Source organism: Microbispora sp. GKU 823, from assembly GCF_002027145.1.
Lineage (GTDB): Bacteria > Actinomycetota > Actinomycetes > Streptosporangiales > Streptosporangiaceae > Microbispora > Microbispora siamensis.
Genome location: NZ_MWJN01000016.1, coordinates 1 through 20,486 on the forward strand (window position 1 = coordinate 1; position 20,486 = coordinate 20,486).

At 71.1% G+C, this 20,486-nt stretch carries 13 protein-coding genes; 8 read left to right on the plus strand and 5 right to left on the minus strand.

Annotated features, from left to right (window positions below):
- The first annotated feature begins 181 nt into the window (after positions 1–181).
- Together B1L11_RS11285 and pdhA are read left to right on the plus strand one after the other, a co-directional pair.
- Positions 182–793, plus strand: coding sequence for a TetR/AcrR family transcriptional regulator (locus tag B1L11_RS11285; RefSeq protein ID WP_079314430.1), 612 nt, complete (start codon positions 182–184; stop codon positions 791–793).
- 174 nt (positions 794–967) lie between these two features.
- Entirely contained in the window at positions 968–2,053 is a 1,086-nt protein-coding gene (gene pdhA / locus B1L11_RS11290) for a pyruvate dehydrogenase (acetyl-transferring) E1 component subunit alpha (RefSeq protein ID WP_239108348.1), read from the plus strand.
- 168 nt (positions 2,054–2,221) lie between these two features.
- Here the strand turns inward: pdhA and B1L11_RS11295 are convergent, their stop codons facing one another.
- Positions 2,222–2,755, minus strand: coding sequence for a TetR/AcrR family transcriptional regulator C-terminal domain-containing protein (locus B1L11_RS11295; RefSeq protein ID WP_218671036.1), 534 nt, complete (start codon positions 2,753–2,755; stop codon positions 2,222–2,224).
- 32 nt (positions 2,756–2,787) lie between these two features.
- Here B1L11_RS11295 and B1L11_RS48080 point away from each other — a divergent pair, with 32 nt between their 5' ends.
- Positions 2,788–3,204, plus strand: a complete 417-nt coding sequence (locus B1L11_RS48080; protein ID WP_218671037.1) for an alpha/beta fold hydrolase — start codon at positions 2,788–2,790, stop codon at positions 3,202–3,204.
- 41 nt (positions 3,205–3,245) lie between these two features.
- Positions 3,246–3,575: an alpha/beta fold hydrolase gene (locus B1L11_RS48085; RefSeq protein WP_218671038.1), complete on the plus strand. Its 330-nt coding sequence runs from the start codon at positions 3,246–3,248 to the stop codon at positions 3,573–3,575.
- A gap of 98 nt (positions 3,576–3,673) precedes the next feature.
- Here the strand turns inward: B1L11_RS48085 and B1L11_RS11305 are convergent, their stop codons facing one another.
- Together B1L11_RS11305 and B1L11_RS50330 are read right to left on the minus strand one after the other, a co-directional pair.
- On the minus strand, positions 3,674–4,399 hold the full coding sequence (locus tag B1L11_RS11305; protein WP_079314433.1) for a YqjF family protein: 726 nt from the start codon (positions 4,397–4,399) through the stop codon (positions 3,674–3,676).
- Positions 4,400–4,421: 22 nt separating this feature from the next.
- Entirely contained in the window at positions 4,422–5,144 is a 723-nt protein-coding gene (locus tag B1L11_RS50330) for a GMC oxidoreductase (protein WP_256862423.1), read from the minus strand.
- Positions 5,145–6,444: 1,300 nt separating this feature from the next.
- On the opposite strand from B1L11_RS50330, the gene B1L11_RS53845 reads away from it, so the two are divergent.
- Entirely contained in the window at positions 6,445–11,901 is a 5,457-nt protein-coding gene (locus B1L11_RS53845; protein ID WP_306291632.1) for a ThuA domain-containing protein, read from the plus strand.
- Positions 11,902–12,406: 505 nt separating this feature from the next.
- Here the strand turns inward: B1L11_RS53845 and B1L11_RS11320 are convergent.
- The gene (locus B1L11_RS11320; protein ID WP_079314435.1) at positions 12,407–13,447 is read right to left on the minus strand and encodes an aldo/keto reductase; all 1,041 of its coding nucleotides are present in this window, start codon (positions 13,445–13,447) and stop codon (positions 12,407–12,409) included.
- A gap of 147 nt (positions 13,448–13,594) precedes the next feature.
- Between B1L11_RS11320 and B1L11_RS11325 the strand changes: the two genes are divergently transcribed.
- The 3 genes from B1L11_RS11325 to B1L11_RS11335 all read left to right on the plus strand — a co-directional run bounded on the left by B1L11_RS11325 (position 13,595) and on the right by B1L11_RS11335 (position 19,474).
- The gene (locus tag B1L11_RS11325) at positions 13,595–14,008 is read left to right on the plus strand and encodes a MarR family winged helix-turn-helix transcriptional regulator (protein WP_218671039.1); all 414 of its coding nucleotides are present in this window, start codon (positions 13,595–13,597) and stop codon (positions 14,006–14,008) included.
- Positions 14,009–14,220: 212 nt separating this feature from the next.
- Positions 14,221–15,984 carry a discoidin domain-containing protein gene (locus B1L11_RS53850; RefSeq protein WP_079314437.1) on the plus strand — a complete coding sequence of 588 codons (1,764 nt, stop codon included), beginning with the start codon at positions 14,221–14,223 and terminating at the stop codon, positions 15,982–15,984.
- Positions 15,985–16,048: 64 nt separating this feature from the next.
- Positions 16,049–19,474, plus strand: a complete 3,426-nt coding sequence (locus B1L11_RS11335) for a discoidin domain-containing protein (RefSeq protein WP_218671040.1) — start codon at positions 16,049–16,051, stop codon at positions 19,472–19,474.
- Between the two features lie 8 nt (positions 19,475–19,482).
- Here the strand turns inward: B1L11_RS11335 and B1L11_RS11340 are convergent, their stop codons facing one another.
- Positions 19,483–20,424 carry an MBL fold metallo-hydrolase gene (locus B1L11_RS11340; RefSeq protein ID WP_079314489.1) on the minus strand — a complete coding sequence of 314 codons (942 nt, stop codon included), beginning with the start codon at positions 20,422–20,424 and terminating at the stop codon, positions 19,483–19,485.
- Positions 20,425–20,486 lie beyond the last annotated feature (62 nt).

Consider the following 20,486-nt stretch of genomic DNA (forward strand, 5'->3'; position numbering starts at 1 on the left):
GTGGTTGAGCATCCGAGCCTCTTCCTGGGCCAGGACGACAACCCGCCGCGCACGGTCGGTGAACCTCTCGAACATCTGCACTCCTCGCTGCGGCGTGACCTACAATCGGAGTCTCCACTTCGGTTACAGGCTATGAACCGGCGAATGCGGATGTCAATCGAGGCGTGGGGAGAGCCGAGGAATGCCGAACGACCAGCGCGTTCCCGAGCCGGACGCCTCCGGAGGGCCGGCCAGGACGCTGCGCGCCGACGCCCAGCGCAACCGTACGCGCATCCTGCAGGCCGCGGAAGCCGTGTTCGCGGCCAAGGGTCCCTCCGCCTCGACCGAGGAGATCGCCCAGAAGGCCGGAGTCGGCATCGGGACCGTCTTCCGGCACTTCCCCACCAAGGAGTCCCTGCTCAAGGCGATCATGCACGCGGTCGCGGTCAGGCTGGCCGAGGAGACCCGGGCGCTCGCGGCCGAGGGCGACCCCGCCACCGCCTTCTTCACCTTCTTCACCCGCACCGTCGAGCAGGCCGCGGAGAAGAAGACCGTCGTCGACCTGCTCGCCCAGGCCGGCATCCCGGTCACCGTCGCCAAGCCGGTCCTCGCCCTGCGTGAGGCCGTCGAGGTGCTCGTCGCCAGGGCCCAGCAGGCCGGGGCCGTACGTTCCGACGTGCGGGTGCCGGAGGTCATGGCCCTGCTGATCGGCGTGTGCCAGGCGTCCCTGCACACCCGGTGGGAGCCCGATCTGCGGGCCCGTACGCTCGCGATCGTCTTCGCGGGACTGCGCCCGGCCGCCGCGACCGGCTGACCGCCGTCACGGGGCGGTCACACAAACCCGCAGCTCATCGGCGTGGCGGGCACGTCGTGTGAACCCTCGCGCCGCACAGCCGCAATGATTGACTGCGCACGGTGCCGACGACCCGTCGATGAGGAGGGGTCCGGCGCGCCGCGCAGCGGTCACCGTTGTCAGAGAGGAGACGACGTGCGGCGCCAGGACGAGGCCGAAGATCTGGTCCAGTTGCTCACGCCCGAAGGCGAGCGTGTCGCGCACCCCGAGTACGAACTGGACCTGTCGAAGAGCCAGTATCGGGGGCTGTATCGCGACATGGCGCTGGTGCGGCGGATCGACCGGGAGGCCTTCGCTCTCCAGCGCCTCGGCGAGCTCGGGATGTGGATCCCCTGCCTGGGGCAGGAGGCCGCCCAGATCGGCTCGGGCCGGGCGCTGGCTCCGGACGACCACGTGTTCCCCTCCTATCGGGAGCACGGTGTCGCCTGGTGCCGGGGCATCGCTCCCCTCACGCTCATGGGCATGCTGCGCGGCACCACGAACGGCGGCTGGGACCCCCGCGAGACCCGCTTCCACCTCTACACGATCGTCCTCGGCGCGCAGACGCTGCACGCTGTGGGCTACGCCATGGGGGTCCGCAGGGACGGCGACGACTCGGCCGTCGTGGCCTACTTCGGCGACGGCGCGGCGAGCGAGGGGGACGTCAGCGAGGCGTTCAACTTCGCGGCCGTGTTCGACGCGCCGGTCGTGTTCTTCTGCCAGAACAACCAGTGGGCCATCTCCCACCCTGTCGGACGGCAGAGCCGGGCGCCGATCTACCAGCGAGCCCGGGGCTTCGGCTTCCCCGGCGTACGGGTGGACGGCAACGACGTGCTGGCCTGCCTCGCCGTGACGAGGGCCGCGCTGCGGCACGTACGCTCCGGGGGCGGGCCGTTCCTCATCGAGGCGCACACCTACCGGATGGGCCCGCACACCACCTCCGACGACCCGGGCCGTTACCGGCCGGCCGAGGAGGTGGACGCGTGGCGGAAGAAGGACCCGATCGCGCGCATGCGGTCGTACCTGCTGCGGGAGGGCATGGCCGACGAGGCGTTCTTCGCCGAGGTCGACGAGGAGGGCGACCGCATGGCCCTCGAACTGCGCAACGGGGTCATCGCCATGCCGGACCCGCCGGTGGACGCGATGTTCGACCACGTCTACGCCGACCGGCACGCGCTGGTGGAGGAGGAGCGCGCCTGGTACGCCGCCTACCTCGACCGCTTCGACGAGCCCGGCGCCTGACCACCGGCGCCTCACGCGATCGGAGAGGGACCTCCGTCCCTGCCGTAATGCCTTGTCGAGCCGTGCCCTGGACGACCCACTGCACGTCATCGAGATCGCCGATCCGGACGAGTGACCACGGCCTCTACCGAGGGATCCCTGTAAGTCGGCCGGAACGACGGAAGGGCCTCAGCCGGTGCGGCGGGCGGCCAGGCCGTCCAGAAGGCACCGCAGGGCGAACTCGAAGCGCCGCTCGCTCTCGCGTTCCACGTCGACGTCGCCGGTGGCGGCCATCCGGCGGGCCAGCAGCGGGTATCGCCCGGTGACCTCGCGCAGGTAGCCGGCGGCCCGCTCGCTCCAGCCGGCGCCGCTCACACTCATGCGCGCCAGCGTGTCCCGCCAGGCGACCTCCGCGATGACCGCGCCGACCACGTGGTCGTTGACCGCCGCCATCGCCGCGTCGAGGTCCGCGTCGGCGAACCCGGCCCGGGCCAGCAGTCGCAGTCCGGCCTCGGCCAGCGCCAGAGCGTTCGGCCCGAGGTTCGGCCGGACCGTCAGCTCCGACAACGCCCACGGATGCCGCAGCAGCATCGCCCGGTTGCTGCGGGCCAGAGCGGCCAGTGCGTGCCGCCAGTCCGGCTCGTCCGGCTCGTCCGGCTCGGCGCGCACCTCCCCCAGCACCCGGTCCAGCGCCAGTTCCAGCAGGTCGTCCTTGGTGCGCACGTACCAGTACAGCGATCCGGCGGTGGGTGCACGTGACCGCGCTGGGCGCGGAGGCCGGCGCACCGCCTGTGATCTTCGTGCACGGCTCCACCAGCTGGGGGGACGACCCGGCGTACGGGTTCGCCGCGCAGGCTCCGCTGGCCGCCCGATTCCGGCTGCTACTCGTGGACCGGCGCGGGTACGGCGGCAGCCCCGACGCCGGAGAACGGTTCGCCGGCGACTACCTGGCCGACGCCGACGACGTCGATGAGCTGCTCGGCGAGGGCGCGCATCTGGTCGGCCACTCTTACGGCGCGGTCGGGGTCATGATCGCCGCGGCCCGACGGCCAGAAGCGGTTCGCTCGCTCACCCTCATCGAACCCGGCTGCTACCAGGCGGCGGCCGACCACCCGGCGGTGCCGCCGCGCTGCGCGCCAACCGCGCCGCCTACGCGAACCTCCCCGAGCTGACACCCGAGCAGTGGCTGCGGGCGGCCGCCGACTCCGCCGGAATGCGGCCACTGGAGGCGACCAAGCGGCGGCTGCGCGCGGCCGCCACCGTCCTGCGTGAACGCGTGTGCTGGGAGGCCGGCATCCCGCTCCTCGCCCTGCGGGCGGCCGGGTTCCCCAAGCTGGTCGTCTCCGGCACCTGGGAGAGCGGGCCCGAGCCCTATCGCGAGCGCGGCGGCGTCCCCCTCGTCGCGTGCGCTCGGGTCACCGCCGAACGGATCGGCGCACGCCACGTGTCGATCCCCGGCACCGGCCACTATCCCCATGTGGAAGCGCCGGAGAGACTGAACGAGATGCTCGCCGCCTTCTGGGACGAGGCCGCGGCCGTCTAGGGCCTGCTGGGAGCAGGCGTGAAAGTGATCGTCGACCGGGACCGCTGCGTGGCCGGCGGCCGGTGCGTCAGGCCGCGCCGCCGGAGCCGGCCCCGGCCCTAATCGAGGACCGGGTGCAGCATGCCGATCCGTACGAGTACGCCGGGAGACGCGTGCACGAGCGGACTGTGGCCGGGCGCGGGAAGGCCGGCCGCCTCGAGCAGTCCCTGCTCCAGCCCGGCGAGCCGGGCACGGTGCAGGGGCCAGCGTGGGTGTTCGACCTCCGCCGTCGCCAGACGGCCCGCCACGACCGTGAACAGCCGGTAGCGCTCGACCAGGAAGTCCGCGAGCCCATCGCGCTCGGCCTCGGTCATCGCGGCGCCGAGGTCGACGTCCGCGTCGCAGCGCGCCCCGGAGGGCCCCGGCCACCGGCGCCGGCAGCGGTAGCGGCGTCGCGCCCCCTCGCCGGTCACGGACATGTCCGACCAGTAGTACGGCAGCCGATACGTGGCCCGGGCGCCGAGCACGGCGGGCAGCCTCCCGGCGTCCAGCGACAGGAACCACAGGCCGCCCCTCCCCCGGGCGTCCCTGACGTACGTGCGCACGTTGGTCTCGGGGAAGCGCGACAGCCACGGCAGCGGCGGCAGGCCGGGCGGCCGCACGTCCCGCATCAGGAACGGCGTGAGCCCGACGTACGCGGACCCCTCGTAGGTGTCCACCGTGAGCCCGTCCGGCAGGAACGCCTGCACGAGTTCGGGCGGATACCTCCAGTGGATGAACGTGATGTCGGACCAGCGGTGGTACATCACCGGGTGATCGACCCGTCCCGACGGCATGAAGACCATGCCGCGGCCTCTACCCAGGACGCTACAGGTCGGTCACGATGATCTTGTCCAGGTTGCGTTCGGCGAGCGCGGTGATCGTGACGAACGGGTTGACGCCCGTGCTGCCGGGGATCAGGGAGCCGTCCACGACGTACAGGCCGGGGTAGCCGGGCAGGCGGCCGTACGCGTCGGTCGCCTGGCCGAGCACGCAGCCGCCGAGCGGGTGGTAGGTCAGGTCGTCGCCCCACACCTTGCCGACGCCGAAAAGGTCGGAGCGGTAGACCGTCCCCTCCTTCCTGTTGACGGCGTCGAAGACGGTCCTGGCCGCCTCGACGGACGGGCGGTTCTGCGCGGTCTGCCAGTTCAGGCCGACGGTGCCGGTGGTCTGGTCGAACACGAAGCCGCCCCGGTTCGGGTTCTTGGTGATCGCGAGATACAGGCTGATCCACAGCTCGACCCCGGCCGGGAACGGCGCGATCTCCGCGAACACCGGCGCGCTCGACGCCCAGTTGTCGATGCCGACGACCGGCATGCCCGACTGCAGAGCGCCGGTGGGGTTCCACACGTGGCCGGCCCTGGCGACCATCACGTTGCCGTTGTTGCCCCAGCCCCGGCCGACGGCGTCGGGCAGGTCGGGCAGCCTGCCCAGGGCCTTCATCGCGACGAGCAGCTTGCTCGTGCCGACGCTCCCGGCCGCGAAGAACACCCGGTCCGCGACCACCGACTTGGTGGCGACCGTCGCGCCGGAGGTGTCGGTCTGCACCATCTCGACCCGGTATCCGCGGCCGGCCGCGGGGGCGGACTCCGGTGACCGTGTGCAGCGGGCTGATGGTGAGCCTGCCAGTGGCCGCGGCCGCGGCCAGGTAGGTCTTGTCGAGGGACCGCTTCCCGTGGTTGTTGCCGTAGATGACCTCGCTCGCCAGCGCGGATCGCGGCACCCGGCCCGCCTGCTCCTGCTCCATGTAGTCGAAGTCGTAGACGTTCGGCACGAACGTGGTGGCGAAGCCGGCGCGGCGCGCGGCGTCGCGGCCGGCCCGCGCGAACCGGTAGCACTCGGCGGACTCGAACCAGGCGGGGTCGACCTCGTTCACGCCGAGGCCGGCGTTGGCGCGCGGGAAGTACGTCCGGTACATCTCGTCGGCGTCGACGCCGGGCAGGATCTCCTCGAAGTAGGCGCGCCTGGGGACGACGGCCATGCCGCCGTTGACGAGCGAGCCGCCGCCGACGCCACGCCCCTGGTACACCCGGATGCCGGGGAAGTCCTCCGCGTCGAGCACACCGGTGTACCTGTCGATGCCCCGGTCGACCGGCAGCCCCAGCAGATGGCCGACGGGCTGGGCCGTCCTCGTCCGCAGCCAGTAGGCGCGCCCGTCCGGGTTCAGCATGTCGCAGAAGATCCGGCCGTCCGCGCCGGGGGTGGTCCAGGCCCGGCCCATCTCCACGATGTGGGTGTCCACTCCGGCCCGCGTGAGCCGCAGCGCGGCCACCGCCCCGCCGTACCCGCTTCCGATGACGAGCGCGGGCACGCGGTCGCCGTCGGCGAGCGCGCGGTGCGGCGCCGCCGCGGCGGCCGTCCAGCGGCCCGGCACAGCGAGCACACCGACAGTGAAACCTGTTACAGCGAGGAAGCCGCGGCGCGTCAGCCCCGGCCGTAATCCTGACCGAAAAGCGGTTTTCACTGCGGCTGCACCCATGCGACGCTCCTCGCCCGGGCAAAACAAGAACCTGTTACAAGTAGGTGTACGCCTCCGAAGCCAGTCTGCCAAGGCCGCAGGTGACGGGCCCGGCCGTGACGCCGGGCCTGGGCGGTCACATGCCGCCATCTTGTGGAACTTTCGTCACAACCCAGCAAAAGTTCCGCCGTTTTGCCAAAACTATCTTCCCAAATCCCCAAAAGGCGCTTACCTTCGGGGCGATCACCGCTACGCGGCCGGTTTGTGAAGCGAACGCGTGCCCCATGACCGAGCCGGGCCGTACCGCACCGAGGGAAAGGAAGCTCCGCCATGCCCCCCAGGCGGCCGACCGATCGCGCCAGAAAACGGATCGCGCAGACCTGCGCCTTACTTTTGGCCTTCACGGGCCTGACCGTGCTCACCCCGGCCGCGCCCGCACAGGCGCATGCGGCGCCCATCGACGCCGCCGACTACCAGCGCGTGGAGCTGGCCAGGGGCGTCGCCGAGATGGGCGAGCCGATGACGATGACGGTGCTGCCCGACCTGTCGGTGCTGCACACCGCTCGGGAGGGAGTCCTGCGGCGCACCGACGCGCGCGGCGACACCACCGTGGTCGGCACGCTGAACGTCTACAGCCACGACGAGGAGGGGCTCCAGGGAGTCGCCGCCGACCCGGGCTTCGCGACCAACCGGTTCATCTACCTCTATTACGCTCCCCGTCTCGACACCCCCGACGGCGACGCCCCGGCCACGGCATCCGACTTCTCGGCCTGGAAGGGCGTGAACCGGCTGTCGAGGTTCACCGTCAAGCCCGACTGGACGCTGGACAAGGCCAGCGAGGTCAAGATCCTCGACGTGCCGGCCGACCGCGGCATCTGCTGCCATGTGGGCGGCGACATGGACTTCGACGCCGCCGGAAACCTCTACCTGTCGACCGGCGACGACAGCAACCCCTTCGACTCGTCGGGCTACTCCCCGCTCGACCAGCGGCCCGACCGCAACCCGGCGTACGACGCCCAGCGCACCTCGGGCAACACCAACGACCTGCGCGGCAAGATCCTCCGGATCAAGGTCAAGCCGGACGGGACCTACGACATCCCCGAGGGCAACCTGTTCCCGCCGGGCACCCCGGACACCCGGCCCGAGATCTACGCGATGGGCTTCCGCAACCCGTTCCGGCTGAGCGTCGACAAGGCCACCGGCGTCGTCTACGTGGGCGACTACGGCCCCGACGCCGGCACCGCCGACCCCAACCGGGGGCCGAGCGGCCAGGTCGAGTTCAACCGGGTCGCCCGCCCCGGCAACTACGGCTGGCCCTACTGCACGGGCACCAACACGCCGACCGAGACCTACAACGCGTTCACCTTCCCCTCCGGTCCTTCCGGGGCGAAGTACGACTGCGCCGGCGGCCCGGTCAACGCCTCCCCGCGCAACACCGGGCAGCGCACGCTGCCGCCCGCCCAGCCCGCGTGGATCAGGTACGGCGGCGACGCCGGCTCCCCGCCCGAGTTCGGCGGCGGCTCCGAGTCCCCCATGGGCGGGCCGGTCTACCACTACGACGCCGCCCTCAACTCCGCGGTCAAGTTCCCCCAGGACCTGGACGGCCACCTCTTCGTCGGTGAGTTCGGCCGCAAGTGGATCAAGGCGATCGACGTGCAGGCCGACGGGACGCGCGGCGACATCGTCGGCTTCCCGTGGACCGGCACGCAGGTGATGGACCTGGCGTTCGGCCCGGACGGCGCGCTCTATGTGCTCGACTACGGCACCGGCTACTTCAACGGCGACGCCAACTCGGCGCTGTACCGCTTCGAGTACATCAAGGGCCGTGACCGGTCCCCGATCGCGGTGGCCAAGGCCGACAAGACCTCGGGCAAGACGCCTCTCACGGTCACGTTCTCCTCGGCCGGCTCCGCCGACCCCGAGGGCGCCACGCTCGCGTACTCCTGGGACTTCGGCGACGGCACCACCTCCACCGAGGCGAACCCGGTCAAGACGTACGACAAGGACGGCACGTACACCGCGACGCTCACGGTGCGCGACCCCGCGGGCAACAGCGGCAGCGCCAGCGTGGTCGTCACGGCGGGCAACACCGCGCCGACCGTGACCATCGAGACGCCCACGGCGGGCAGCCTGTTCCAGTGGGGCGACTCGGTCCCCTTCAGGATCAAGGTCACCGACCCCGAGGACGGCGACGTCGACTGCGCGAAGGTCAAGATGACCTACGTGCTGGGCCACGACAGCCACGGCCACCAGATCACCTCCAAGAACGGCTGCTCGGGCGAGCTGACCATCCCCGTGGACGGCGAGCACGACGACGCGGCGAACATCTTCGCGGTGTTCGACGCCGAGTACACCGACAAGGGCGGGCTGACCACCCACACCCAGCACATCCTGCAGCCGCGGCACCGCCAGGCCGAGCACTACGCGGCCTCCTCCGGCGTCAACCCGATCAGCAAGTCGCAGGCGCACGGCGGCAAGACGGTCGGCGACATCAACAACGGCGACTGGATCTCCTTCAAGCCCTACGAGCTGAGCAAGGCCAAGGGGATCGCCGCCCGCGTCTCCTCCGGCGGGAAGGGCGGCACCATCGAGGTGCGCGCGGGCTCGCCGACCGGCACCCTGCTGGGCAAGGTGAGCGTGCCGGTCACCGGAGGCTGGGAGACGTTCGTCGACGTCTCCGCGCCGCTGGCGAACGCCCCGGCGGGCACGACCGAGCTCTACCTGTTCTTCAAGGGCAACGACGGCGCGCTGTTCGACGTGGACGACTTCACGCTGACGGCCGAGCCGCCCGCGGGCGGGAGCCCGGGACCGATCGTCAACGCCGGCGGCCTGTGCCTCGACGTCGCGGGCGCCAACACGGCCAACGGCACCAGCGTGCAGCTCTACCAGTGCAACGACACCGGAGCCCAGGTCTGGAGCGTCAACGGCTCCACGCTCCGCTCGCTCGGCAAGTGCCTCGACGTGTCCAACGGCGGCACCGCCGACGGCACGCGGGTGCAGATCTGGGACTGCGTCGCGAACGTCGGCGCGCAGGTCTGGACGATCGGGACGGACGGCACCATCAAGAACCCGCAGTCGGGCAAGTGCCTCGACGCCTCGAACACCGGGCAAATGGTCATCAAGACCTGTGACGGCAGCAACGCGCAGAAGTGGACGACCTCCACGGCCCCGGGCGGCGGCGCCGAGGGCGAGGTCCTGGTCTTCTCGCGTACGGCCGGCTTCCGGCACGACTCGATCCCGGCGGGCATCCAGGCCATCAAGGACCTGGGCTTCAAGGTCACCGCGACCGAGGACCCCGCCGTCTTCACCGCCCAGAACCTGGCCAAGTACAAGGCCGTGGTGTTCCTCAGCACCACGGGCGACGTGCTGAACGACGCCCAGCAGGCGGCCTTCGAGTCGTACGTCAAGGCGGGCGGCGGCTACGTGGGCATCCACGCGGCGGCCGACACCGAGTATGACTGGCCGTTCTACGGCGGCCTGGTCGGGGCGTGGTTCGCCTCGCACCCGGCGGTCCAGAAGGCGACCGTGAAGGTGGAGGACCGGGCCCACCCGGCGACCGCCCACCTCGGCTCGCAGTGGACCCGCACCGACGAGTGGTACGACTACCGCTCCAACGCCCGCACCACCGCGCACGTGCTGGCCACGCTGGACGAGAAGTCCTACTCCGGCGGCAGGATGGGCGAGGACCACCCGATCGCCTGGTGCAAGGAGTACCAGGGCGGCCGGTCGTTCTACACGGGCGGCGGGCACACGCCGGAGTCCTTCTCCGAGCCGGAGTTCCGGCAGCACCTGCTCGGCGGCATCAGGTACGCCATGGGCGACCTGAAGGCCGACTGCCGTCCCGAGACCGGCTACACGACGCTCTACAACGGCAACACCACCGGCTGGCAGCAGGCCGGGCCCGGCGGATTCACCAACGCCGACGGCACCCTGACCTCGCACGGCGGCCTGGGGCTGTTCTGGTACAAGGCGAAGGAGTTCCACTCCTACTCGCTCAAGCTCGACTGGAAGATGCGCGGCGACGACAACGCGGGCGTCTTCGTGGGCTTCCCCGCCTCGGACGACCCGTGGTCGGCGGTCGACAACGGCTACGAGATCCAGATCGACGCCACGGACGTTCCCGAGAAGACGACCGGGTCGGTCTACGGCTTCCAGTCGGCGGACCTCAAGGCCAGGGACGCCGCGCTCAACCCGCCGGGGCAGTGGAACACCTACGAGCTCCGCGTGGAGGGCGAGCGCCTGCAGATCTTCCTGAACGGCGTGAAGATCAACGACTTCACCAACACCGACCCGAAGCGGTCCCTCCAGCAGGGCTACGTGGGCATCCAGAACCACGGCGACGGCGACGAGGTGGCGTTCCGGAACATCCGCATCAAGGAGCTCGGCCCGGCGGAGGGCGACGTCACCGTCCAGGCCGAGAGCTGGACCGAGGCGAAGGGCGTCGACACCTACCCGCACGCCCCCGCGCACGGCGGCACCGTGCTCGGCTACGTCAACCCCGGCGACTGGGCGGCGTACGACGGCGTGGACCTCACCGGCGTCACCCGGTTCACGGCGCGGGTGGCCTCGCCCAACCCGAGCGGCGGCTTCGAGATCCGGACCGGTTCCCCGACCGGCCCCGTGCTCGGCAGCGTCACCGTCCCGAACACCGGCGGGTGGGAGTCGTACGCGGACGTCTCCACGGCGCTCACGAACGTCCCCTCCGGGAGCGTGAAGCTCTACCTGGTGTTCACCGGGGCCGACTTCGACGTGGACGACTTCACGCTCGTCCGCGCCCCGAAGGACGCGAAGGCGCCCGTGACGACGGCCACCGTCGATCCGGCGGAGCCGGCGGGCGGCTGGTTCACCGGTCCGATCTCGGTCACGCTGAAGGCCGCCGACGAGGCGAACGGCAGCGGGGTCGACAAGACCGAGTACCAGCTCGACGGCGGCGCCTGGACCGCCTACACCGGCCCGGTCGTGGTCTCGGGCGACGGTTCGCACACGCTGGCCTACCGCTCGGCCGACAAGGCGGGCAACGTCGAGGACGCCAAGACCCTGACGGTCAAGGTGGACGCGACGGCGCCGACGACCACCGCGACGGTCGCTCCGGCGAACGGCGACGGCTGGTACAACGGTGCGGTCCCGGTGACCCTGGCCGCGACGGACTCCACGTCCGGCGTGGCGAAGACCGAGTACTCGATGGACGGCGGCGCCTGGACGGCGTACACCAAGACGGTCGACGTCACCGGTGAGGGGCAGCACGAGCTGCGCTACCGCTCGGCGGACAAGGCGGGCAACGTCGAGGACATCAAGGCCGTGACGGTCAAGATCGACACGAAGGCCCCGACCGTCGTCGTCTCCGGTGTCGCGAACGGCCGGCAGTACGGCGACAGCCAGGACCTGACCATCGCCTGGACGGCCACCGACAGCGGCTCCGGGATCAAGACGGTCACCGGCACGCTGGACGGCCAGCCGGTCCAGTCCGGCACGGTCAGGGCGCTGTACGAGCTGGCCCTGGGCGAGCACACGCTCACCGTCACCGCGGTCAACAAGGCCGGCAACCGAACCGAGCAGACGGTGAAGTTCTCCGTCGTCACCTCGACGGACGACATCTCCGCTCTGATCGACCGCTTCGAGGCCGCCGGGAAGCTCACGGGCAAGAACGCCCACAGGCTCCAGACCAACCTGGTGACCGTCCGCGACGCGGAGAACAAGGACAAGAAGACCGACAAGATCGTGAAGGAGCTGGAGAAGTTCAAGGACGTCGCCGGTGACAAGAAGGTCGTCGCCGACGACCAGGTCAGGGCCACGATCCTGCGCGACGCCGACGCACTGATCGTTCAGTACGGCGGCACGCCGAAGAACTGACCGTGAGTGGGGCACGGCGCCGACGGTGAGTCGGGCCGAGGCCCCCGGGGCGCCGGGCGACCGGAAGGAGACCCGGCGCCCCGCCGAATCAACAGGGTGCCCCGCGACACCGGTCGCGGGGCACCCTCTTCCGTTTCGGGCCCGCCCGCGTCAGGTCCCCGCGAAGCGGGAGTACTCCGGGCGGAGTAGCCGTACGGCGGACGGAGCAGGCCCGAGGTGCCTGTGGCCGGCGACACGGCGGTTGGCGCCGGGGGGACAGCAGCGCGTCCCCGGCGGTCACCGCGCGGCGCAGCTCGGCCGGTTCGACGTCCTTGGTCCACCTCGCGCCCGACGCCGGAGAGCGGCTGACCGCTACGAGAGCGGCCTCGTACGACCCGGCGGCTGAGGTCTCGCTGTCAGGCCGCCGTGAGGGCGGATTCGATGCTGCGGCACCGTGCGGCGCCGTGCGCGAAATCGGTCACGCCAGGCGTGCCGCCCTCGCGCAGGTCGCTCAGGAACCGCGTGTTCATGATTCGCGGCCTGCTTTCTCTGTAGACGGCTTCGGGGTGCGCTCGCTGTCCAGCAGAGCCATGAGGGATGCGGCGTACCGGGTGCCGGCCGCCGCCCCGGCCGGGATGGCCTCGTCGATCGCGCGGAGGTCCGTGTCGGTCAGGGCGACGTCGGCCGCGGCCAGGGCCTCCTCGACGCGGTGCGGCCGGCGGGCGCCCAGGACGGCCACGATGGTGCCGCGCTCGTGGCTCTGGGCGACGACCCAGGCGGTGGCGAGTTGCGCGACGCTGATGCCGTGCGCGTCGGCGAGCGGCCGCAGCCTCTCGACGAGAGCGAGGTTCGTGGCGAGATTGCCGGGGTGGAAGCGGGGCAGCCAGTGGGCGCGCGGGTCCTCTCCGGCGGGTCGCCGGTAGGTGCCGGTGAGCAGGCCGTGTGCGAGTACCCCGTAGGCGGTGACGCCGATCCCCAGCTCGCGGCAGGTATCCAGGATGCCGTTGGTTTCGGGATCACGGCTGAACAGGGAGTATTCGATCTGCACATCGCAGATCGGGTGCACGGCATGGGCACGGCGGATGGTCTCCGGGCCCACCTCGGAGAGACCGATGTGGCGCACGTACCCGGCCTGGACCAGCTCGGAGATCGCGCCGATCGTGTCCTCGATCGGGGTGTCGGGGGCGAGACGGGCGGGGCGGTAGATGTCGACGTGGTCGGCGCCGAGGCGGCGCAGCGAGTAGGCGAGCGCGTTCTTGACGTGGGCGGGGCGGCCCTCGATGCCGACGAAGGCTCCGTCGGGGCCGCGCAGGCCGCCGAACTTGACGCTGAGGAGCACCTTGTCGCGATCGCCGGGTCGCAGGGCGCGGCGGATGAGGTCCTCGTTGTGGCCCATGCCGTAGAAGTCGGCGGTGTCGAGGAGGGTGACGCCGGCGTCGAGGGCCGTGCGGATCGTGGCGATGGCGTCGGCCTCGTCGGCGGGGGCGGTGTGGTCGGACATGCCGGCGCAGCCCAGCGCGATAGGGGCGACCCGGGGGCCGCCGGTTCCAAGATGTCGGGTGTGCATGACGCCTCCTGTGGGGCGAGAAGCATGGACGCCGCCGACAGTGCCGCTGCGAACGCAGCCGTCTGTTAGCGTTGATATTTCAACACTAGAAAGAGGCTTGTTGATATGTCAACACGAGATGGAGAGGCCGCAGCATCGAACGAGGCCGTGACCGGCGTCGCATCGGAGCCCGTCGACTTCTGGGCGGCCTTCAAGCGCGCCCATGAGGTCGTCCGGGCCCGCGTGATCGCGGACACCGCCGAGGCGGCGGGCCTGTCCGAGCCCGACCTGGCGATCCTCGTCAACCTCGGCAAGGCGGGAGGCGCGCTGCGCCAGAGCGAGCTCGCCGCGTCGCTCGGCTGGGATCGCACCCGCATCTCGCATCAGCTCACTCGCATGAGCACCCGCGGACTCGTCACCCGCGAACGCGCCGGCGGTGTCATCGTCACCCTCACCGACAGTGGGCGCGCCGCGATCACCGCCGCGCTTCCCGGCCTGGACGCCGCGGTACGCCGCCACTTCACCGACAAGCTCTCCGCACAGGAGATCGAAACGCTGGCCGCCGTGTTCAGCCGGCTCTGACGTGCTCCCGGCTGGAGACCGGAGCAGTGCGGACGATTCCGGACAGCGGAGCATGCGGTCCCTCGGCAACTCCCGGCCGTCGGCGGCAGTGGACCTCGCACGTCAAGATCTTTTTCTTGCATACTAAATTCAAGTATTGACCTAAGTATCGAAGGCGATCATTCTCTGGTCAGGGCTCGTCCCCGTTCACCCCCCGAAGAGAGATCGCCATCATGAGAAAGCGTTCGACGATCCATCCCGCGCGCCGCGCCCTGACGGCCGTGCTCAGCGCACTGGTCCTGGTCGTGGCCTGCGTCGTCGCGGCGACGGCCGTGTCCTCGCCGGCCACGGCCGCACCCGCCCTGCTGTCGCAGGGCAAACCCGCGACCGCCTCGTCCACCGAGAACGCCGGCACACCGGCGTCGGCCGCCGTCGACGGGAACACCGGCACCCGGTGGTCCAGTGCGTTCGGCGACCCGCAGTGGCTCCAGGTCGACCTCGGGACCACGGCGACGCTGAGCCAGGTCACCCTCAACTGGGAGGCCGCCTACGCCACGGCCTTCAAGATCCAGGTGTCGGCCGACGCCACCACCTGGACCGACGTCTACTCCACCACCACCGGCGCCGGCGGCACGCAGACCCTCAACGTCACCGGCACCGGCCGGTACGTCCGGGTCTACGGCACCGCCCGCGCCACCGCGTACGGCTACTCCCTGTGGGAGTTCCAGGTCTACGGCACGACGTCCGGCACCGCCTGCGGCACGGCCGACGCCGCCCAGGGCAGGCCCGCGACCGCCTCCTCCGCCGAGAACGCCGCGACGCCCGCGTCCGCGGCGGTGGACGGCAACGGCGCGACCCGCTGGTCCAGCGCGTTCGGCGACCCGCAGTGGCTTCAGGTGGACCTGGGCTCCGTCAAGACGATCTGCAAGGTCGTCCTGGCGTGGGAGGCGGCCTACGCGACGGCCTTCAAGATCCAGGTGTCCGACAACGCCTCCACCTGGACCGACGTCTACTCCACCACCACCGGCACCGGCGGCACGCAGACCCTAAACGTCACCGGCTCGGGCCGGTACGTCCGGATGTACGGCACCGCCCGCGCCACCGCGTACGGCTACTCGCTGTGGAGCTTCACCGTGAACACCACGGGCGGCTCGACCGATCCGACGACCCCGCCGCCCGACGCCTTCTGGGGCGACACCTCCAACATCCCCGCGCCCAGGAACGTCGTCATGGTCAAGATCCTCAACCGGACCAACGGCCAGTATCCCGACTCGCAGGTCTACTGGAGCTACAACGGCCAGGTCCACTCGATCGCCGAGCAGCCCTACTTCGACATGCCGGCCAACACGGCGGGCCGGATGTACTTCTACCTCGGCTCCCCCAACAGCCAGTACTACGACTTCATCGAGTTCACCGTCGGGCCCTCGGTCTTCAACGGCAACACGACCCGGGTGGACGCGTTCGGGCTGAAGCTCGCGATGCGCCTGCATGCCCGCGACGGCTACGACGTGGCGGTCGGCGAGGACTACGCCACCTTCGCCGAGTCCCGCGCGGCGACGTTCCAGCGGTTCATCGACGAGGTGCCTGCCGAGTTCAAGCCGCTGGCCCAGGTGCAGGCGCCGTACCGCATCCCGGCTCCGGGCAGCGCGTCGATCTTCCAGCCCGGCGGGGCGTACGCGAACTACTTCACCGGCTACGCCGCCCAGCAGGGCGTGACGGCGACGACCTCACAGGTCACCGGGTGCGCCGGACCGCTCGCCGAGGCCCCGAAGATGTGCGCGGCGCTGAACCGGCACGTCGCCGGGCTGTCCGACGCCCAGCAGTCCGACCCCGCGAACTACTACAAGGCCGCCCCGGCGAACTACTACGCGAAGTTCTGGCACGACCACGCCATCGGCAAGCTCGCCTACGGCTTCCCCTACGACGACTACGCGGGCCAGTCCTCGTTCATCTCGCACGGCGACCCGCAGTGGCTGCTGGTCGCGGTCGGCTGGTAGCGCAGGCAGGAGACGCCATGAAGCACACCCTTCCGTTCCCGCGCGGCTCGCTCTCGCCCTGGCGGTGGCGCTGGCGCTGCTCGCGAGCGTCGTCGCCGGGCCCGCCCACGCCGCACCCGTCCTGCTGTCTCAGGGCAAGACCGCGACGGCCTCGTCCAGTGAGAACGCCGGCACTCCCGCCTCGGCAGCGGTGGACGGCGACACCGGCACCCGGTGGTCCAGCGCGTTCGGCGACCCGCAGTGGCTCCAGGTCGACCTCGGGACCACGGCGACGCTGAGCCAGGTCACCCTCAACTGGGAGGCCGCCTACGCCACGGCCTTCAAGATCCAGGTGTCGGGCGACGCCACTACCTGGACCGACGTCTACTCCACCACCACCGGCACCGGCGGCGTACAGAACCTCACCGTGACCGGCTCGGGCCGATACGTCCGTCTGTACGGCACCGCCCGCGCCACCGGCTACGGCTACTCCCTGTGGGAGTTCCAGGTCTACGGCACCACCGGCACGTCCTCGGGCTGCGCCGGCCCCAACGCCGCGCTGAACCGGCCCGCGACCGCCTCGTCGACCGAGAACGCCGGGACGCCCGCGTCGGCGGCGGTGGACGGCGACCCCGGCACCCGCTGGTCCAGCGCCGCCGCCGACCCGCAGTGGCTCCAGGTGGACCTCGGCTCGGCCACGACGATCTGCAAGGTCGTCCTGACCTGGGAGGCGGCCTACGCCACGGCCTTCAAGATCCAGGTGTCCGACAACGCCTCCACCTGGACCGACATCTACAGCACGACCACCGGCACCGGCGGCACGCAGGCCCTCGACGTCACCGGCTCGGGCCGGTACGTCCGTCTGTACGGCACCGCCCGCGCCACCGGCTGGGGCTACTCGCTGTGGGAGTTCGCCGTCCACACCAGCGGAGGCGGCACCACCGACCCGCCGGGCGGGACGCCGATCTCGGCGTACAAGCAGGTGACGGCCTCGTCCTGGGAGGGCGGCAACGCTCCGGCGGCGGCGCTCGACGGGCGGACGACGACCCGCTGGTCGAGCCAGTACTCCGACGACCAGTGGCTGCGGGTGGACCTCGGCGGCGCCGGGCACATCACCGGCGTCACGCTCAACTGGGAGTCCGCGTACGCCACGGGTTACCGGATCGAGGTGTCCGCCAACGGCACGTCGTGGACGCCGATCTACACCACGACCAGCGGCAGGGGCGGCGTCGAGAACCTGAACGTCACGGGCGACGGCCGCTACGTCCGCTTCGTCGGCACGGCCCGCGCGACGGGCTACGGCTACTCGCTGTGGGAGTTCCAGGTCTTCGGCACCGTGGACACGGCGGCCACGACCGCTCCCCTGCTGTCCCCGCCCACCAAGGCCCCGGCGACCACCGGCCAGTTCGCGCTGTCCGCCCCCGCCGACAAGGCCATGATCACCGACACCCGGCGGCCCGCGTTCTCCTGGGCGGCCGTCTCCGGCGCGGCGCGCTACGAGGTCTGGCTGAACGTCAGCCGCACCGACTACGACTTCACCGCCTCGGGCAACCTGATCGACCTCTACACCAAGGTCGCCGAGCCGACCGGCACGAGCTACACGCCCACCTGGGACATCCCCGACCGGTGGACGTACAAGTGGTTCGTCGTCGCGGTGAGCGGGTCGGGCGCCAGGACGACGTCGAACATCCGCACCTTCAGCGTCTACCTGCCCGACATCGAGCAGGTCGCCGACGGCGTCCCGATCGTCAACGGCGCCCGCGACCTCAACAAGAACGGCACGATCGAGCCGTACGAGAACTGGCGGCTGCCCGTCGAAACCCGAGTCAACGACCTTCTCGGCAGGATGACCCCCGAGGAGAAGGCGTACCAGATGTTCTACAACGCCCAGACCTACCCGCTCTCGGGCTGGCACTTCGGCCCGGCGTTGCCGAACGACCTGCACGCCGTCCTGCTGGGCGCGTCCGGAACCCGGCTCGGCATCCCGCCGGTCTCGGCGGGCGACACCATCGCCGGATACCAGACCACCTATCCCCTGCAGAGCGCGCTCGCGGCGGGCAAGGACTACGCGCTCGACTACAAGCTCGGCGACATGCAGCGCCGCGAGGAGCTGGAGGTCGGGGCGCGCGGCGTGCTCGGCCCGCTCGCCGAGGTCGGCACCAAGGTCCTCTATCCCCGCATCCAGGAGGGCAACGGCGAGAACGCCGACGTCGCGGCCGCCCAGGTCCGCGCGCTGGTGGCCGGGCTCCAGGGCGGCCCCGAGCTCAACCCGGCCTCCGTGCTGGCGACCGTCAAGCACTGGCCGGGCGAGGGCGCGGGCGGCGAGGCCGGGATCACCTACGACGCGGTGACGATCAAATACCACATGATCCCGTTCAGGGCCGCGATGGAGGCCGGCGCGGTCAACATCATGCCGGGGTACGCCGGGAGCTCCTACCTCGACCCGGGCGGCTCGGGCGCGGGCGACAGCAAGCCGATCCTCGACTACCTGCGGAACAACCTCGGCTACACCGGGCTCATCACCACCGATTGGCTGCCGTCCTCGGTCTGGGTCAAGGCCGCCAACGCCGGCTCCGACGTGATGGGCGGGGCCGACCCCGGAGCCACCGGGTTCACGATGGCGACCTTCCTGGCAAACGTCCCGATCGCGCGGATCAACGACGCGGTGACCCGGATCCTGCGCCTGAAGTTCACGCTCGGCGTGTTCGAGCGCCCGTACGGCGACCCGGTGAACGGTCCCTACCGCTTCCACCAGCCGTCGTACGTCGCGCTCGCCAACCAGGCCGCCCGGGAGTCCGTCACGCTGCTCAAGAACAACGGCGTGCTGCCGCTGAAGCTCAAGGCGGGCGACAACGTCGTGGTCGCCGGTCCGCGGGCCACCGACGGATCGGCCTGCTGCATCTGGACGAGCTTCTTCCACCAGGAGTACGGCTCGCAGACACTGCTGGACGCGGTCAAGGCGCGGGCGGCCACCGCGGGCGTCAACGTCTACCAGGACACCGGGCCTTCGCCCAAGCTCGCGATCGTGGCCGTGGGCGAGCCGACCTACACGCACGCCACCGCGTGGGTGAAGGAGCAGCCCCAGTTGCCCGCCGACCAGCTGGCCGTCATCCAGAACTTCAAGAACCAGGGCATTCCGGTGGTCGTCGTGCTGACCCTTCCCCGGCCCATCGTCATCAGCGAGTGGAACGGCCTGGCCGACGCCATCGTGGTGACGTACCGGGGCGGTGAGGAGGTCGGCCCGGCCACGGCCTCGCTGCTGTTCGGCGACTACACGCCGCGCGGCCGCCTGCCGTGGCAGCTCCCGCGTAGCCTCGACCAGATCCTCAAGCCGGGCGGCGGCGACGTGCTCGCCGACGCCGTCGAGGACTGGAACCTCCCCTACGACCTGGGGGCCACTGCCGCCCAGCGGTCGGAGATCCGGGCCCGCATCGACGCGGGCCAGACCGTCCCCACCACCTACGGCAACCCTCTCTATCCGTACGGAGCCGGGCTGCAGGGCTGGTCGTGACGCCGGCCTCAGACTGAGGTCGGCAGCGGCCCGCCGTGCCAGGTCATGGCGTCGCCCAAGGCGGCGAGGAGATCCACCTCGCCGCCTTCGGCCTCGGCGTAGGCACGGTGGAGGTTGAGCACCAGGCGCTCGGCGTCCGCCCATCCGGCGAACTCGCCCAGGTCGGCCGCCTGCGCGGCGGCCAGCGGGGTGAGCCCGTTCTCACGTCCCGCCCGGGCGGCGTCGAGGACGAATCGGTAGTAGCGCTCGTGCGCGGCCAGGATCTCCGGCAACTCGGAGGCGGTGGCGAGCGGCCCGTGTCCCGGCACGACGTGCTCGGGTTCGAAGGCCGCCAGCCAGTCCAGCGACCGCAACGCCCCCTCAAGCGACCCCATCAGCACCAGCGGCGTGAGCCCGTTGAACAGCAGGTCCCCGGCGAACAGCACCCGTTCGCCGGGAAGCCACGCCACCACGTCCCCGGGGGTGTGCGCGGCGTGGCCGGGGTGCCGCAACTCGACGCGGCGCGCCCCGAGATGGACGGTCAACTCGGAGGTGAACACCACCGTCGGCGGGCGGCGCGTCACGTGTCCCCAGTCGGGCACCGGCGTCCACACCGGCGGGCAGCCGTCGATGATCGGATCGGCCAGCAACGCCTCTCTCATCGCCGCATGCCCGAAGACGACCGTGTCGTCCGGGAGCAGGCTGTTTCCGTAGCAGTGGTCCCCGTGCTGGTGGGTGTTCACCGCCATCCGGACCGGGGCATCGCCGGTCGCCTCGGCGACCGCGCCGAGAAACCGCCGGGTGCGCGCCTCGGTCGCGCAGGTGTCGACGATCAGCACGCCGCCGTCGCCCGCCACGGCTCCGGCGTTGTTCACCCACCAGGTGCCGTCCGGCTGCACCCAGGCGAAGATCCCCGGCCCCACCTCGTGCAACCCCGCCTCGTGCAGCCCTGCCCGGTCGGCCCGCTCCACCACGCTCACGATCCCTCTCGTCGGCGTCCTACCCCAGGGGACCCTACCGACGGCCTCCCCGC

Bases quoted from the DNA above. Each gene is read 5' to 3' on its own strand.
- B1L11_RS11285 (WP_079314430.1), top strand. From the start codon at position 182: ATGCCGAACGACCAGCGCGTTCCCGAGCCGGACGCCTCCGGAGGGCCG.
- B1L11_RS48085 (WP_218671038.1), top strand. From the start codon at position 3,246: ATGCGGCCACTGGAGGCGACCAAGCGGCGGCTGCGCGCGGCCGCCACC.
- B1L11_RS11305 (WP_079314433.1), bottom strand. From the start codon at position 4,399: ATGGTCTTCATGCCGTCGGGACGGGTCGATCACCCGGTGATGTACCAC.
- B1L11_RS50330 (WP_256862423.1), bottom strand. From the start codon at position 5,144: ATGGTGCAGACCGACACCTCCGGCGCGACGGTCGCCACCAAGTCGGTG.
- B1L11_RS11320 (WP_079314435.1), bottom strand. From the start codon at position 13,447: ATGCACACCCGACATCTTGGAACCGGCGGCCCCCGGGTCGCCCCTATC.
- B1L11_RS53850 (WP_079314437.1), top strand. From the start codon at position 14,221: ATGAGAAAGCGTTCGACGATCCATCCCGCGCGCCGCGCCCTGACGGCC.